The sequence below is a fragment of the Streptomyces griseus genome (assembly GCF_900460065.1).
GTDB classification, from domain to species: domain Bacteria; phylum Actinomycetota; class Actinomycetes; order Streptomycetales; family Streptomycetaceae; genus Streptomyces; species Streptomyces griseus.
In genome coordinates, this window is record NZ_UAVD01000056.1 from 240,057 (window position 1) to 255,485 (window position 15,429).

At 72.1% G+C, this 15,429-nt stretch carries 15 protein-coding genes; 7 read left to right on the forward strand and 8 right to left on the reverse strand.

Annotation, left to right across the window (positions count from 1 at the left end):
* The 6 genes from DTB53_RS34740 to hemL all read right to left on the reverse strand — a co-directional run bounded on the left by DTB53_RS34740 (position 1) and on the right by hemL (position 7,068).
* Complete coding sequence (locus DTB53_RS34740; protein ID WP_003968396.1) at positions 1-783, reverse strand: cytochrome c biogenesis CcdA family protein; 783 nt, start codon at positions 781-783, stop codon at positions 1-3.
* Positions 784-787: 4 nt separating this feature from the next.
* Entirely contained in the window at positions 788-1,390 is a 603-nt protein-coding gene (locus tag DTB53_RS34745; protein WP_003968395.1) for a TlpA family protein disulfide reductase, read from the reverse strand.
* A 67-nt stretch (positions 1,391-1,457) separates the two neighbouring features.
* On the reverse strand, positions 1,458-2,720 hold the full coding sequence (locus tag DTB53_RS34750) for a polysaccharide deacetylase family protein (RefSeq protein ID WP_003968394.1): 1,263 nt from the start codon (positions 2,718-2,720) through the stop codon (positions 1,458-1,460).
* A 516-nt stretch (positions 2,721-3,236) separates the two neighbouring features.
* Positions 3,237-4,706, reverse strand: coding sequence for an enterochelin esterase domain-containing protein (locus DTB53_RS34755; protein WP_012380420.1), 1,470 nt, complete (start codon positions 4,704-4,706; stop codon positions 3,237-3,239).
* A 329-nt stretch (positions 4,707-5,035) separates the two neighbouring features.
* Positions 5,036-5,764: a histidine phosphatase family protein gene (locus DTB53_RS34760; protein ID WP_003968392.1), complete on the reverse strand. Its 729-nt coding sequence runs from the start codon at positions 5,762-5,764 to the stop codon at positions 5,036-5,038.
* The gene (gene hemL / locus DTB53_RS34765; protein WP_003968391.1) at positions 5,761-7,068 is read right to left on the reverse strand and encodes a glutamate-1-semialdehyde 2,1-aminomutase; all 1,308 of its coding nucleotides are present in this window, start codon (positions 7,066-7,068) and stop codon (positions 5,761-5,763) included. The genes DTB53_RS34760 and hemL overlap by 4 nt, the downstream gene beginning before the upstream one ends.
* A gap of 295 nt (positions 7,069-7,363) precedes the next feature.
* Between hemL and DTB53_RS34770 the strand changes: the two genes are divergently transcribed.
* Positions 7,364-7,948, forward strand: coding sequence for a hypothetical protein (locus DTB53_RS34770; protein WP_073746161.1), 585 nt, complete (start codon positions 7,364-7,366; stop codon positions 7,946-7,948).
* Positions 7,949-8,145: 197 nt separating this feature from the next.
* Positions 8,146-8,388 carry a hypothetical protein gene (locus tag DTB53_RS34775; RefSeq protein WP_030706015.1) on the forward strand — a complete coding sequence of 81 codons (243 nt, stop codon included), beginning with the start codon at positions 8,146-8,148 and terminating at the stop codon, positions 8,386-8,388.
* 113 nt (positions 8,389-8,501) lie between these two features.
* Here DTB53_RS34775 and DTB53_RS34780 read toward each other — a convergent pair whose 3' ends face one another.
* Positions 8,502-9,158, reverse strand: a complete 657-nt coding sequence (locus DTB53_RS34780; protein WP_012380418.1) for a TIGR03086 family metal-binding protein — start codon at positions 9,156-9,158, stop codon at positions 8,502-8,504.
* A 114-nt stretch (positions 9,159-9,272) separates the two neighbouring features.
* On the opposite strand from DTB53_RS34780, the gene DTB53_RS34785 reads away from it, so the two are divergent.
* From DTB53_RS34785 to DTB53_RS34795, 3 genes are all read left to right on the forward strand, one after another.
* Positions 9,273-10,094, forward strand: a complete 822-nt coding sequence (locus tag DTB53_RS34785; protein ID WP_003968387.1) for a helix-turn-helix domain-containing protein — start codon at positions 9,273-9,275, stop codon at positions 10,092-10,094.
* A 197-nt stretch (positions 10,095-10,291) separates the two neighbouring features.
* Positions 10,292-11,026 (forward strand): Mut7-C RNAse domain-containing protein, encoded by a 735-nt coding sequence (locus DTB53_RS34790; protein WP_012380417.1) that lies wholly within the window; start codon positions 10,292-10,294, stop codon positions 11,024-11,026.
* A gap of 175 nt (positions 11,027-11,201) precedes the next feature.
* Positions 11,202-11,960 carry an SDR family NAD(P)-dependent oxidoreductase gene (locus DTB53_RS34795; RefSeq protein ID WP_012380416.1) on the forward strand — a complete coding sequence of 253 codons (759 nt, stop codon included), beginning with the start codon at positions 11,202-11,204 and terminating at the stop codon, positions 11,958-11,960.
* A gap of 48 nt (positions 11,961-12,008) precedes the next feature.
* Here the strand turns inward: DTB53_RS34795 and DTB53_RS34800 are convergent, their stop codons facing one another.
* Positions 12,009-13,202 carry an RtcB family protein gene (locus tag DTB53_RS34800; RefSeq protein ID WP_012380415.1) on the reverse strand — a complete coding sequence of 398 codons (1,194 nt, stop codon included), beginning with the start codon at positions 13,200-13,202 and terminating at the stop codon, positions 12,009-12,011.
* Positions 13,203-13,374: 172 nt separating this feature from the next.
* Here DTB53_RS34800 and DTB53_RS34805 point away from each other — a divergent pair, with 172 nt between their 5' ends.
* Positions 13,375-14,229, forward strand: a complete 855-nt coding sequence (locus DTB53_RS34805) for a hypothetical protein (RefSeq protein ID WP_012380414.1) — start codon at positions 13,375-13,377, stop codon at positions 14,227-14,229.
* 190 nt (positions 14,230-14,419) lie between these two features.
* Positions 14,420-15,265, forward strand: coding sequence for a hypothetical protein (locus DTB53_RS34810; RefSeq protein WP_003968381.1), 846 nt, complete (start codon positions 14,420-14,422; stop codon positions 15,263-15,265).
* Positions 15,266-15,429: the final 164 nt, after the last annotated feature.

Genomic DNA, 15,429 nt, shown 5'->3' on the forward strand with positions numbered 1-15,429 from the left:
TCAGATCCCTACAACGAAGCCGGTGGTCCAGCTCTGCATCTGCTGCATGAACGTGGCCCACACCCCGGTCAGCAGCAGGATGCCGGTCACGATCATCATGACGCCGCCGATCCGCATCACCCATGCGTAGTGGCGCTTGACCCAGTCGAACGCGCCGAGCGCCCTGCGGAAGGCGACCGCGGCGAGGATGAACGGGACACCGAGACCGAGACAGTACGCGACGGTCAGTATCGCGCCGCGTCCGGCGGTGCCCTCGGTGAACGCCAGCGTGCTCACGGCGGCGAAGGTCGGCCCCATGCAGGGGGTCCAGCCGACCCCGAAGAGAGCGCCCAGCACCGGTGCGCCGGCCAGCCCGGTCACCGGCCGCTTGTGGAACCGGAACTCGCGCATCGTCACCCCCGGCAGGAGCCCCATGAAGAAGATCCCCATGAGGATCATCAGGACGCCGAGGATCTTGTTGAGCACCCCGGCGTGCGACTGGAGCTCCTGGCCGAAGTAGCCGAAGAGGGCCCCGCCCGAGACGAACACGGCCGTGAAACCGAGCACGAAGAGGGCGGCCCCCGACACCACGCGGCCCCGGCGCGCGTCGGCGAGGTCGGTGCCGCTGACCCCCGTGACGTAACTCAGGTAGCCGGGCACCAGGGGGAGCACGCACGGGGAGAAGAACGAGACGAGGCCGGCCAGCAGGGCGATCGGCAGGGACACCAGGAGGGTCCCGGTCATGACGGTCTCGTTGTACGCGGCCAGCGTGACGGCCTCGTGGTGGGCGGCGAGCGCGATCACTGGATCACTTCTCCGCGATGATCGGGTCGATCATCTTGCGCAGTTCGTCGGCGTCGAGCGCCTGGAGCGTGCGGGCGGCGATCTTCCCGTCCCGGTCGAGCACCACGGTGGACGGGATGGCCTGCGGGTTCAGGGTGCCCTTGGGGAAGCGGAGGATGAGCTTGCCGATCGGGTCGTAGAAGCTGGGGTACTCGACCCCGTAGTCCTTCTCGAAGTTGATCGCCTTGTCCCGCTCGGGGTCCCGGGTGTTGATGCCGATGAACTGGACGCCCTGGGCCTTCGTCGCCTCGGAGACCTGCGCGAAGTACTTGGCCTCCAGCCGGCAGGGGCCGCACCAGGAGCCCCAGACGTTGAGCACGACGACCTTGCCCTTGTAGTCGGCGAGGTCGAGCGGCTTCCCGTCCAGACCCTCGCCGTCGAGCTTCGGCGCCGCCACCCGGTCGCCCTTGGCGACGGTGGAGACGCCCCCGCTGCCGGCGATGAAGTTGGTGTTGCCACCGCCTCCGGCCTTGTTGCCGTCGCCACACGCGGACAGCGTCAGGGCACCGGCCACAGCGGTGGCGGCGAGCAGGGTGAAGCGGCGTCGGGACGCGCGGCCAAAGCTCATGTGAAAAGTTTCGCATGGCGGATTCCGGGCTCCCCCGCGCCCCCCTCGGTGCCCGTAAAGCCCCTTGTCAAGCCTGTTTAAAGAAGGAGTTCCAACCGCCGGCGGGCGCCTGTCCGACCTCCAGTGTCCGGAGCTTGGCGAGGACGGCGGGATCCTGCGCGTCGAGCCAGTCGACGTACTGCCGGAACGAGACGAGCCGCACGTCGTCCTTGTCCGCCACCTTCTTGATCACTTCTTCGACGGCGTCCATATAGATGCCGCCGTTCCACTCCTCGAAGTGGTTGCCGATGTAGAACGGCGCGCGATTCGACTCGTACGCGCGCTGGAAACCGGCGAGATAGGCCCCCGTCGCCTGAGTGCGCCAGCCCGGATAGCGCGAGGGCATGCCCTTCGTCGAATTCTGCGACTGATTGGCGAGGATGTTGTAGTCCATCGAGAGCACCTCGAAGGAGTGTCCGGGGAACGGCATCGCCTGGAGCGGCAGATCCCAGACGCCGCCGCGCTTCACGGGCCAGGTCTGACGGCCGCCGGGCGAGCTGGCGTCGTAGCGCCAGCCCAGTTTGCTCGCGGTCGGCAGGAGGTTGTCCTGGCCGAGCAGGCAGGGGGTGCGCCCGCCGATCAGTTCCTTGCGATAGTCGAACGGAAGCGGATCCTCGTCCTGCCAGCCGGTGTTCGTCCGCCATTCCGTGACGAACGACACAGCCTGATTGATCTCGCTGTGCCATTGGGCGGGCGTCCAGCGCTCGACGGATCCGGAACCACCGCAGAAATGCCCGTTGAAGTGGGTGCCGATCTCATGGCCGTCCAGCCACGCCTGGCGCACGTACTTCAGCGTGTCCTTGACGTGATCGTCGGTGAGATAGCCGATGTCGGAGGCGCCGCGGGGGTTGTTCGGCGGGCGGTAGAGGGATTTCTTCGACTCGGGCAGCAGATAGATGCCGGAGAGGAAGAACGTCATGGCCGCGTCGTGTTCTCGGGCCAGTTCGAGAAAGCGCGGGAAGAGTCCGTTGCCGACCTCGCCCGCACCGTCCCAGGAAAAGATCACGAACTGCGGGGGCTTCTGGCCGGGTTCGAGGGGGACGGGCGCCTGCGGCTGACGGGGCTGCTTTCCGGTGTCGGCGGTCGAGCCGTCACCGATCAGCCGGACCTTGTTCTTCGGCGCGCCGTTCCCGCCGCTGTTGGCGTTGCCGCTGTTGCCGGTGTCACCTTTGCCGCCCTGGCCGGACCCTCCGTCGCCGGAGGAGTCCGAGGCGCCACAGCCGGCGAGACCGATCGCGGCCGCGGCGCCGAGCCCCGCCCCGAGCAGGCCCCTTCGATTGATGTCGCGCATACCGTCCCCATCTGCGGTCGTTTTATCTCAATCCCATACAAACTGCTGAAGGGTTAGATGGGGCGCTTAACACGTCGGTTCCGCATATTTGGGGACTTTCTTTACGCTTTACCTTGCAGTCCGGCCGACGGGCCGCCCGAGCGGTCGCCCTACGCCGATACGACGCTCGTACGTCTTTGCGGTCAGCCCTGAGAGGGGACGCGGGAGGGGACCTCCGCAGTTCTGCCGTCGCCCGCCGGATCGCCGACCGGCTTCGGGGGGAAGAGAGCCGGTCGGCGGTCCGGCGACCGGCTTCGGGGGTGAGAGCCGGTCGGCGATACGGCGACCGGCTCTCGGGGGGAGAGAGCCGGTCGGCGCCGACAGATCGGCTTCCCTGGATCGTCGAACTCATGCGCTGGCACACGCAGCGAGTTCGATTCGCTCGTCGGCACGCCCGTCGCCCGCCGCGCGCCGCCGACCCCCGCCGCCCCCACCGATCCCCACCGGCCTCCTGCCGGTCACCCCCGGGGACGGCCCTCAGCGGAAGGCCGCCACCAGGGCGTCGGCCAGGAGACCCTGCCAACAGGCGTGGTCGGGGCCGCCGTTGTAGACCGTGCGGACGACCCGGTGCCCCCGGGCGCGCAACGCCGGAACGAGAGCCGCTCCGTGCGCGGCCGAGGCGGCCCCGTCGTGCAGGCCGAGGGCGAGGTGGACGACGGGGCCGCAGGACCGGGCCCCGCCGGCCGGGGCCCGGTCCTGGCCGTCGGGGCCCGGGGCGAGACCGTCGAGAGCCTGGTCCCGGCCGTCGAGGGGCCGGTCCGCCTCGCCCGGGGCCTGGTGCCCGTCGCCGGGCGGACCGCCCGGTGCGGGCGACTGGACGAGAACCCGGCCGAAGCGTTCGGGCCGGGTGAGAGCGGCGTACAGCGCCGTCGTCCCGCCGACCCCCTGGCCGGAGACGGCGGTCCGGTCCGCGTCGGCGGTCAGCGGCCACCGGGTGCGCGCCCAGGGCAACAACGCGTCGGTGAGGAAGGCGGCGAGGGCGGCACGGGCCTCGCTCCCGCCCGGCTCGCCCGGCCGGGGCCCCACGTCCCCGGCACCCGTTCCGCCTCCGCCGGCCCCGGTGTCCTCGGCATCCGGGGAGAGCACGACGAGCGGCGGGAGGGCCCCGTCGGCGATCAGCGCGTCCAGCGTGTCCTGGAAGCCGAGCCGCCCGAACCACATGCCCCCGTCGCAGAGCACGAGCACCGGCAGCGGCCCCGGAACCGGACGCCCGCTCCCGGAACGGTCGGCCCCGGAGAGGCCCGTCCCGGAACGGTCGGCCCCGGAATGACGACCGGCCCCGGAGAGACCGGCCCCCTCCGGCGGAAGGTACGTCCAGACCTCGCGCGCCTCGCCCGGCGCCCGGCCGGCGACGGTGTGCCGCTCGACGGCGCCGCGCCGGATGCCGGGCCGCCGGCCCGCGAAGGGCTGGGCCGGGGCCTCCGGGAGGGCGAACACTGAACTCTCCCCCGCCCGTCGGCGGACCGGCAGGCGGCACGGGTTGAGGGGGTCCGCCACACCGTGCGCGGTCAGCGCCGCCAGCCTCCGCTGGAGCAGGGCGGGATCGGCGGGCGCGGGACCCGGGGAGATGTCGGCGACCAGCCGGTAGGACCCCCGGTGGTCGGCGCGCAGCCGGTAGCCGAGGTACCAGACGTCGGTGCCCGGGAGGTGGTGGAGGAGCGTGTCGGCCCGCCGGCCGTGGTCGCCGATGCCGGTCGCCATGAGGAGGACCTGGCGGGTCGCCCGGTGTCCGCGCCACAGGAAGGTGACGGCGCGATGGCCGGGGTCCGCGTCGAGCGGTTCGACGAGCGGGGTGCCGGTACGGGCCGCCCCCTCCCAGAACGCCTCGGTGAGGGCGTCCCGGGCGGCGGCGTCCCGGGCGGCTTCGAGCTGCCGGGCGAGCCGGGCTATCCGGGGGCCGGTGACCGGCCGGGGGGCGGCGTCCGCCGCACGGGCCGCGTCACTCATCGGCCGGCCTCACCGGGGTGGCGCGCCCGACCGGACCCGCCTGGGCGGCCCGCCCGGCCGGCCTCACCGGATCGGCGCGCTCGGCGGGTCTCCGGGCGGGCGTGGTCGTGGGGAAGTTGCGGATCATCGTTCCACCGTTCCGTCGCAGGCGTCCGTGACCACGACGAGCCCCACGGGAACCAGCAGGGCCCGGCGGGCCATCGGCCCGCCCACCTGGAGTCAAGTTAGCTTAGCCTAAGCTAACTTATCGTTTCGGTGGCGCGGAAAAGGGGACGGGACCGCCCGCCGCGGTGCGCGGCAGCCGGTCCCGTACGTCCCGTGGCGTGGGCCTACGCGCCGAACGCCTTGGACTGCCCCTTCGCGGCCTTCCCCTTCACCGGCTTGGCCCCGGCCAGCAGATGCGCGGGCACCAGGTCCCGGGCCGGCTCCGAGTAGCCGACCGAGACGATCCGGTCGCCCCGGTAGGTGAAGCTCGTCAGCGAGGCCAGCGTGCACTGCCGCTTGCGCGGGTCGTGCCACAGGCGGCGGCGCTCGACGAAGGAGCGCAGGATCCAGATCGGCAGCTGATGGCTGACGCAGACCGCCTCGTGCCCGCGCGCCGCGTCCCGGGCCGCGTCGATCGCGCCCATCATCCGGACGACCTGCTCGATGTACGGCTCGCCCCAGGACGGCTTGAACGGGTTGGTGAGGTGCTTCCAGTTGTCGGGCTTGCGCAGCGCGCCGTCCCCGACGCCGAAGGTCTTGCCCTCGAAGACGTTGGCCGCCTCGATCAGCCGGCCGTCGGTGGCGAGGTCCAGGCCGTGCGCCGCGGCGATGGGCGCGGCCGTCTCCTGGGCGCGCTCCAGCGGGGAGGCGACGACATGGGTGACGTCGCGCTTCTCCAGGTGTTCGGCGACCCGGTCGGCCATCTTCCGGCCCAGGTCGGAGAGGTGGTAGCCGGGGCGGCGCCCGTAGAGCACGCCGTCCGGGTTGTGCACCTCGCCGTGCCGGACCACGTGCACCACGGTCAGCTGCTCGTCGCGGTCGACGCTCGCGCGGTCCGCGCTCCGCTCGCTCATGCGGTGGCCTCCGCCGCGGCACGGGCGGCGGCGGGCAGGGCGGCGGCGACGCGCTCGACCGCCCGCTCGTCGTGGGCCGTGGAGACGAACCAGGACTCGAACGCCGAGGGCGGCAGGTAGACGCCCTGCGCCAGCATGGAGTGGAAGAACGCGGTGAAGCGGAAGACGTCCTGCTGCTTGGCGTCCTCGTAGTCGCGCACCGGCCGGTCGGTGAAGAAGACGGAGAACATGTTGCTCGCGGCCGACACCGTGTGCGCGACGCCCTCCTTGGTGAGCGCCTCGCCCACCAGGGAGCGCAGCCCGGCGGAGACCGCGTCGATCCTGGCGTACGCCGCGTCGTCCAGCAGCCGCAGCTGGGCGAGCCCGGCGGCGGTGGCGACCGGGTTCCCGGAGAGGGTGCCCGCCTGGTAGACCGGGCCGGCCGGGGCCAGGTGCGCCATCACGTCGCCACGACCGCCGAAGGCCGCCGCGGGGAAGCCGCCGCCCATCACCTTGCCGAAGGTCATCAGGTCGGGGCGGACGCCGTCCACGCCGTACCAGCCGGCCTTCGACGTACGGAAGCCCGTCATGACCTCGTCGGAGATGTACAGCGCGCCGTTGGCCGCGCACAGCTCCTTGAGCCCGGCGTTGAAGCCGTCCGCCGGCGGGACGACGCCCATGTTGCCGGGCGAGGCCTCGGTGATCACGCAGGCGATCTCGCCCGGGTGCGCGGCGAAGGCGGCGCGCACCGCTTCCAGGTCGTTGTAGGGGAGTACGACGGTGTCGCCGGCCGTGGCGCCCGTGACCCCAGGGGTGTCGGGCAGCCCGAAGGTAGCCACGCCCGACCCGGCGGCGGCCAGCAGCGCGTCCACGTGCCCGTGGTAGCAGCCGGCGAACTTCACGACCTTGGCCCGGCCCGTGAAGCCGCGGGCCAGCCGGATCGCCGACATGGTCGCCTCGGTGCCGGAGGAGACCAGCCGCACCTGCTCGACGGGCTCGATCCGCGCCACGATCTCCTCGGCGAGCGCGACCTCGCCCTCACCCGGTGTCCCGAAGGAGGTGCCCCGGGAGACCGCCTCCTGGACGGCGGCGATGACCTCGGGGTGAGAGTGGCCGAGAATCATCGGCCCCCACGAGCACACGAGGTCGACGTACTCGCGGCCGTCGGCGTCGGTGAGGTACGGACCGGTGCCGGACACCATGAACCGGGGCGTACCGCCCACGGCCCGGAAGGCACGCACGGGAGAGTTCACGCCGCCGGGCGTCACGACGGACGCCCGGTCGAACAGCGACTGCGAAACTGGGGCTTCGTATGAATACGCCACTTTGGTCCTGATCTGCGATTCGGGTATCGGGAGGCCGGGCCGGGAAATCACTGACAATCTCGGCCACCGGTGAGCAGGGAGCGCGCTCCCCTCGTATCACGAAAGAGCGTCAGCCCCCTCGCGTCTGCGAAACTGGGGCGACATAGGGAAAGCTCACACATGCCATGGTGTCAGAGGCGCGCACGGTCTTGCGGGCAGGTGTTTCACCGCACGCCCGCGGGGGAGGTCACTGACACGATGATCGGGTTGCGCGGCGGGGGCTGTGTCTCCTAAGAAGTAGTCGGGTGGATGAGATATGCATCGCGGTGGCGGAGTGGGCGAAGGGACCGACGACCTGGGGCCCGAGCCTGCCCGGCGAGGGCGGCACCGGCGCAGGGCCGAGCGCGCTCAGAGCAGGGGCGCGGACAGCACGCCGCCCCCCGGGACCAGGAGCGGGGGCGGGATGGGGGTGACGTACAAGTACTTCGGCGCCCCGGACGGGGCCACCGCCGCACGTGTGCCCATCTCGATGCGCCCGGAGGAGCTCGGCGGTGACGAGCTGGGCATGGGCGGCATGTTCACCAAGATCAAGCCGGAGACCGTGGCGGCCATGGTCCTGACCGGGATCCAGGGCATACCCCTGCACAAGGTCCCCCCGCTGGAACTGGTCGTCCTCCACCCCGACTACGCCGTGGTCAAACTGCCGATGACCGTCGTCGACCCGCTGCGCGGCGTCGGCGAGGAGTCGGTCGGCGCGGCGGCCTTCATCTGGTCCACGGTCCCCGACCGCGGCGGCCCGCGCGACGCCTTCAACGTCTACCAGCTGCTCCACGAGTGGCAGGACTTCTCCCACCGGCTCCACGACGCGGGGCATCAGGCGTACTGCCTGGTCTGGCCCTGATCCGGGGGCGGGCGGCGTTCGAGCGGCCCCGTCCCGCGGCCCCGTCCCGCGGCGCCGGTAGCGCGGGGCGAGGCGACACGGCACAGGCGTACGGCCGGTTCACGCCAAATATCGTGAGGATTTGGCCGACAGTCGGTCTTCAGCCGACCCACCGGGCACGCCGATGCACAGGACACCCGACCCTCTGGAGGTCCGCCGTGGGCGACGTTCTGCTGGCCCTGTCCCTCCCCGTGCTCGTCTTCGGCGGCGGCATCTACGCGGCCTGCGACTGCTGGTGGCGCCGTGGACATCCGGCGCCCCCGTCCCCGTACACCCACCGGGCGGCCCGGCTGGCGGAGCGGGAGATGCTGCTCCTGGCCGAGGAGATCGTCGACGACGCGCACGCCGCGCTCAGCCCCCTCTACGACGCCCCTGGACCCTGTCGGCACACCGCCGCCTGACCCCGCAGGGCCGCCCTTCCGGCGACGACGGCAGGGTGACGACAGGACCTGGCCCCGCCGACCGGCCCTCCGGCGTCCCCGGCCCCCGGCCGCACCGCTCGTCCGGGCTCCCCTCACCCCCCGGCCGTTCCGGGGTTCCCGTCCGCCCCGGGGTTCCCGTCCGTCCCGGGGTTCCCGGCCGTCCCGGGGTTCCCGGCCGTCCCGGCGGGACGCCACCCCGGATCACGCCCCGTCACCGCCAGCAGCCGCTCGAAAGCGGTAGCCCCCTCCCCCACCGGGAACGGCTCACCGAACACCTTCATCTCGCGCGCCTGCGGAGCCATCGCCGCAAGCCCCGGCCCCAGTTCGTCGACCACGCCCTCCTCCGGCACGAAGTCCGAGCCCGTCGCCCGCGCCAGGTCCCAGGCATGCACCGTCAGATCACCGAGCACCATGAGCCCCACCGTCCGGGCCGGCAGCCCCATCTGCCCGGTCGTGCCCTCCTCGACGCCCGGCACGCTCCACGCCGCCACCAGCCGGGCCGTCTCGTCACCGAACCTGCCCCGCCAGTCGCCCGCCACGAACTCCGGCTCCCGCCCGAAGTCCACCTCCTCGCGGGCCGCCAGGGCCTGGAAGTTCACGACCACCTGGAACAGGTGGTTCACCAGCGCCCGTACGTCGTACTCGGCACAGGGCGTACCCGCGCCCAGCTGCCCGTCGTCGATCCCCCGCACGACGGGCACAGCCCGCTCCGCGGCGGCTTCCAGCAGTTCACCGATCGTCTGTGTCATGCCCCCACCCTGCGCCCGCGCACCACCCGGCGTCTTGAAGAAACACGACAGGCGCGGCGGACACGGGACGACGACACGACAGGCGCGCGGCGGGCACCGGACTACGATCGGGCCATGGCCGCCGGACCCCGCCGCGACACCCGGGGCATCGTCGACGCCCCGGACCTGTTCGCGCACGTGCGCTTCCGCCGCCGCGAGCCCGCCGCCGCGCTGCGCCCGTATCTGGAGCACTACTGGCTGATCGACTGGGACCTCACCGAGCCGTACGCCGCCCATGTGGTCCCGCACCCGTCGGTGAACCTGGTCTTCCAGCGGTACGAGGCCGGGGACGGCCCCCGCGAGCGGTCCGGGTACGCCGAGGTCGCGGGCGTCGACCCCGGACTCTTCGCCCGGAAGCTGGCCGGGCGCGGCCGGGTCTGCGGGGTGCAGTTCCGGCCCGGCGGGTTCCGCCCGTTCGCCCCCGGACGCCCGGTCTCCGCGTGGACCGGGCTGCGGTCCGACGCCGCCGCCGCGCTGCGGCTGCCGCCACCCGTCCGGGGCGTCCTGGACCCGGACGACGAGAACGCGCGGGTCACGGCCCTGGACGCCTTCCTGCTGGCCCTGGAGCCCCGCCCCGATCCACAGGCGACGCTGGCCATGGCCGTCGTCGACCGGGTGCGCACGGACCGCACCGTGCTCCGGGTCGACCGGCTCGCCCGGGACGCCGGGCTCTCCGCCCGTTCCCTGCAACGGCTTTTCTCCGCGTACGTCGGCGTCGGCCCCAAGTGGGTCATCCTCCGCTACCGCATCCACGAGGCCCTGGAACGCGCCGGATCCGACCCGGCCGTCGACTGGGCGCGGCTCGCGGCGGACCTGGGCTACAGCGACCAGGCCCACCTGGTGCGGGACTTCACCGCGACCGTGGGCGTGCCCCCGACCGCGTTCGCCCCGCGTTGACGGCGGGCGGCCGACCGTTCCGCCCCGTACCGACGGCAGGCGGGCGACCGGGACCGGCCGTTCTCCGCCCCGCGTCGACGTCGGCCGGGCGCGGCCGGGCACGCGCATCCACCCGCACACCCGCACGCCCGCACGGCCCCCGCACGCTCCGCCCAAATCCCTGGCAGCCCGTCCCGTCCCGGTGGCATCCTGACCGGGTGAACGGACCCGAGATCACCCTCGAAGTAGCCCCTGAGCTGCGACTCTTCGTCCCGCACGACCGTCGCGGCGGGCCCACGCCCCTCGTCACGGACGGCTCCTCGACCCTCGGCCACGTCATCGAGTCCCTCGGCGTCCCGCTCACCGAGGCCGGAACGCTGCTGGTGAACGGCGCCCCGGTGGCCCGCTCGCACGTGCCCGGCCCCGGCGAACACGTCGACGTACACGCCGTGGAGCGCCCCCAGCGGGTCCCCGGCGCGCCCCTGCGCTTCCTCCTCGACGTCCATCTCGGGACGCTGGCCCGCCGCTTGCGGCTGCTGGGCGTCGACGCGGCGTACGAGAGCGAGGACATCGGCGACCCCGCCCTGGCCGCCCTCTCCGCACGGGAGCGGCGCGTCCTGCTCTCCCGGGACCGCGGGCTGCTGCGCCGCCGCGAGATCTGGGCGGGCGCGTACGTCTACAGCGACCGCCCCGCGGAACAGCTCCGCGACGTCCTCGGCCGCTTCACCCCGGCCCTGGCCCCGTGGACCCGCTGCACCGCGTGCAACGGCATGCTGGCCGGAGCCTCGAAGGACACGGTGAGCGAACTCCTCGAACACGGCACCCAGGAGGCGTACGACGTGTTCGCCCAGTGCACGGAGTGCTCCCGGGTGTACTGGCGCGGCGCCCACCACGGCCACCTGGAGACGATCGTGTCCGAGGCGGTGGCCGAATTCGGGGGCGCGCCGGCCTGAGGCCCTTCATGCGGAGCGTGCCCGGCCAGCGGCCGGGGTCCGGCGGCGGCCCGCCGCCCGGTCGGTCGGGTCCGCGGGGCAGGCGGCCCCGGCCGTGGGCTCCCGCGCTCGGGGCGTCCCGCACCGCCTGCCTATCCTTCTCCCCGTACCCGATCAGCAGTCCGAGGAGATCGCCATGGCCGCCACCCCCATCGCCGTCATCACCGGCGCGAGCAGCGGCATCGGCGCCGCGACCGCCCGTACGCTGGCCGCCGCCGGCTTCCGGGTCGTGCTGACCGCCCGCCGCAAGGACCGCATCGAGGCGCTGGCCGCCGAGATCACCGAGGCCGGCCACCAGGCGACCGCCTACCCCCTGGACGTCACCGACCGGGCGGCGGTCGACGAGTTCGCCACCGCGTTCCGCTCCCTCGCCGTCCTCGTCAACAACGCGGGCGGGGCGCTCGGCGCCGACCCCGTCGCGACCGGCGACCCCGCCGACTGGCGGCAGATGTACGAGACCAACGTCATCGGCACCCTGAACGTCACCCAGGCCCTGCTGCCCGCCCTCACCGCGAGCGGCGACGGCACCGTCGTGATCCTCTCCTCGACCGCCGCGCTCTCCTCCTACGAGGGCGGCGGCGGTTACGTGGCGGCCAAGCACGGCGAGCACGTCCTGGCCGAGACCCTGCGCCTGGAGATCGTCGGCACCCCGGTCCGGGTCATCGAGGTGGCCCCCGGCATGGTCAGGACCGAGGAGTTCGCCACCACCCGCTTCCGCGGCGACACCGAGAAGGCCGCCAAGGTCTACGCGGGCGTCGACGCCCCGCTGACCGCCGAGGACGTGGCCGACACGATCGGCTGGGCCGTCACCCGCCCCAGCCACGTCAACATCGACCTCCTGGTGGTCCGCCCCCGCGCCCAGGCCTCCAACACGAAGGTCCACCGCACCCTGTAGCGGATGCGGTGGACCGGGCGGTGGTGAGGGGACTGGGGCGACAGGGCCTCAGCCCTTCACGCACACCACCTGCTTGAGCTTCGCGACGACCTCGACCAGGTCCCGCTGCTGCTCCATGACCTGCTCGATAGGCTTGTACGCGGCCGGGATCTCGTCCAGGACGCCGGAGTCCTTGCGGCACTCGACACCCCGCGTCTGCTCCTCCAGGTCACGCACCGTGAAGCGACGCTTGGCCGCGTTCCGGCTCATCCTGCGACCGGCTCCGTGGGAGGCCGAGTTGAACGCCTTCTCGTTTCCGAGGCCCCGCACGATGTACGAACTGGTGCCCATCGAGCCGGGAATGATCCCGTACTCACCGGATCCGGCGCGGATCGCTCCCTTCCGGGTGACCAGCAGGTCCGCTCCGTCGTACCGTTCCTCCGCCACGTAATTGTGGTGGCAGGAGATCTCCTGCCCGAAGACCGGCTTCGCCTTCTTGAACTCCTTGCGGACCACGTCCTTGAAAAGCGCCATCATGATCGCGCGGTTGTACTTGGCGTACTCCTGCGCCCAGTACAGATCGTTCCGGTAGGCGGCCATCTGCGGGGTCTCCGAGATGAAGACGGCCAGGTCTCGGTCGACGAGACTCTGATTGTGCGGAAGCTTCTGGGCGACGCCGATGTGGTGCTCGGCGAGCTCCTTTCCGATGTTGCGAGAGCCCGAGTGCAGCATCAGCCACACCGCACCCTCGCTGTCCAGACAGAACTCGATCATGTGATTTCCCGAGCCGAGCGTTCCCATCTGTTTCGTGGCGCGCTCCTGACGGAATTTGACCGCGTCGGCGATCCCCCCGAACCGCCCCCAGAAGTCGTCCCACCCCGACGTCGGGAACCCGTGCAGCTTCCCCGGGTCCACGGCGTCACCGTGCATGCCCCGGCCGACCGGAATGGCCTGCTCGATCCTGGAGCGCAGTCGTGACAGGTCGCCGGGGAGATCGTTCGCGGTGAGGGACGTCCTGACGGCGGACATCCCGCAGCCGATGTCGACGCCGACCGCGGCCGGGCACACCGCGCCCTGCATCGCGATCACCGAACCGACCGTCGCCCCCTTGCCGAAGTGGACGTCCGGCATGACGGCGAGACCCTTGATCCACGGCAGTGTGGAGACGTTGCGCAGCTGCTGCATCGCCCCGTCCTCGACCGACGCGGGGTCCGCCCACATCCGGATGGGAACCTTCGCTCCCGGCACCTCTACGTACGACATAACTCCTCGATCCCCCCGAAAAGACTGAAAGCGCAAAACCGGTGCCAAGATCGGCAAACCTGTCGGCCGACCGGCAATCACAGCGGCGCGTGCGATACACATTGTGTCCATCGGCCGCCTTCGAGCGGCAACCCGTTTTCCGTACCGAAGGGAGCCTGGGACGGTGCGAGACATGGCGTACGTACCCGGCGTCGCGCTTCTGGCAGCGCTCGTCGTCGGCTGCAGCGCCGGCTCCGACAGCAACGCGAACGGCGCCGACAGCAAGGCGGGCAGCCCGACGGTCACCCCCGCGCCCCCGGGCAAGTACGAGACCCTGCCCGCCCCCTGCCGCGCCGTGCCGCGCGGCATGCTCAAGGACCTGCTGCCCGGCGCCGCGCAACTGCCCGGGGACCAGCAGGAGAAGGTGTTCCGGGGGTCCGCGTCCGTCACCTACGACACCGACCGCAAGGTCGGGTGCAGCTGGAAGTCCGACGCGCCGAACGCGACCCGGAGCCTCTCCATCGACCTGGAGCGGGTCGTCTCCTACGACCCCGCGGTCAGCGACGACGACCGAGCCGACACCGTGTACTCGAAGAAGGAGAAGGCGGCGGGCCTGTCGTCGTCGACGGCCCCCGGGCCGGACGCGGAGAAGAACGGCGGGACCCCGAGCGGGACGGGGAAGGACGCGGGCAAGAGCGGCGACGAGGGCACACCGGACGGCGCGGCGACCGGTTCGGCGGACCCGTCGTCCTCCTCCTCGCCCTCCGGCGGCGACGGCGGCGCCGGGGGCTCCGGCACGGAGGAGGCCCTTCCCTCCCGCGTCCTCGACAACCTCGGAGATGCCGCATTTCTGCACGATCTGCCCACTCGGGCAGGTTCCACCGCACAGCACCGCACGGTGAGCGTGGTATTCCGCACATCGAACGTGGTCGTGACCGTCCGGTACGCCGAGCAGCCGGCCCTCATCACCCTGGTGCCCGACAGCAAGGAACTCCAGGAGAAGGCCCAGGCACTGGCCCGGAAGCTGGCCGAGACGCTCGCCGAATAGCCCCCGCCCGACGGGCACCCACAGGCCGGATTCCGGTCTCCGGGGGTCCTCGGCGGCGGCACGGGCCGGCCGCCGGCCGTCGTACCGTGGCAGTCCGGAAGACGTACCGCCCGCTACCGAGCCCACCCGTACACCGCACGAACCGAGACCTCCAGCACCGAGAGCTCCGTGCCATCCGAGTGAAGGAACCATGCACCGATCAGCCCCGCGCCTGTCCCGCATCCTCGCCTGCGCCGCCGTTCCGGTGATGCTCGTAGCCGCCGGCTGCTCGTCGGACTCCGGCTCCGACAGCAAGAAGAACGCGGGCTCCTCGTCGTCCGGCACCCCCAGCGCCAAGCCCTCGGAGCCCACCGTCGAAGCGGCCAGGTTCGACGATCTGCCCGATCCGTGCGGCGCGATCGCCAAGAAGACGATCAAGGATCTGGTGCCCGAGGCCAAGAAGGAGAACGGCACGGCCGGCCGGTCCAACGACCTTGCCGCCCGCAGCAGTTGCTCCTGGAACGGCCTGGACGACAAGGGCGTCGACGGCTCGCAGTACCGCTGGCTGGACGTCGGCTTCACCCGCTTCGACTCGGACCAGTCGCTGGGCAGCGGCGCCAAGCGCGCCACCGCCGAGTACACGAAGCAGGTCGCCAAGGCGAAGGCGGCCGAGGGAGCCGAGAAGGTCGCCGCCGAGCCCACCACGGGCGTCGGCGAGGAGGCCACCACCGTCACCTACGGCCTCAGCAAGACGGGCGAGGACTTCGTGTACGCCACCGTCGTGGCCCGCACGGGCAATGTCGTCGTCACCCTGACGTACAACGGAGCGGGTTACGCGGGCGCGAAGACGCCCTCGTCCGCGAGCATCGTCAAGGGCGCCCAGAAGGCGACCAAGGAAGCCGTCGCCGCCGTCGCCGACACGGCCGACACCAAGGCCACTCCCCCGCCGGCGGGCGGCTCCGACGATGCCAAGAAGGACGCCAAGAAGGACACGGCCAAGGGCAGCGGCAGCGACAGCCCCAAGTCGAAGGCGAAGCCGAACACCAAGACGAGCTGACGCGACTCCGCTCGCTGTCCCGAGACCCGGCCCTCCCCCGAGGGCCGGGTCTCGTGCGTTCCGGTGAAACGTGCGCCGCATGCCTCCGGGACCGGGACCGGCCGGCGTCGGGCGCAGTCCGTCGCTCGGGCAAGCCCCGGGGGCATGTGCCTGTCAGCTTCATG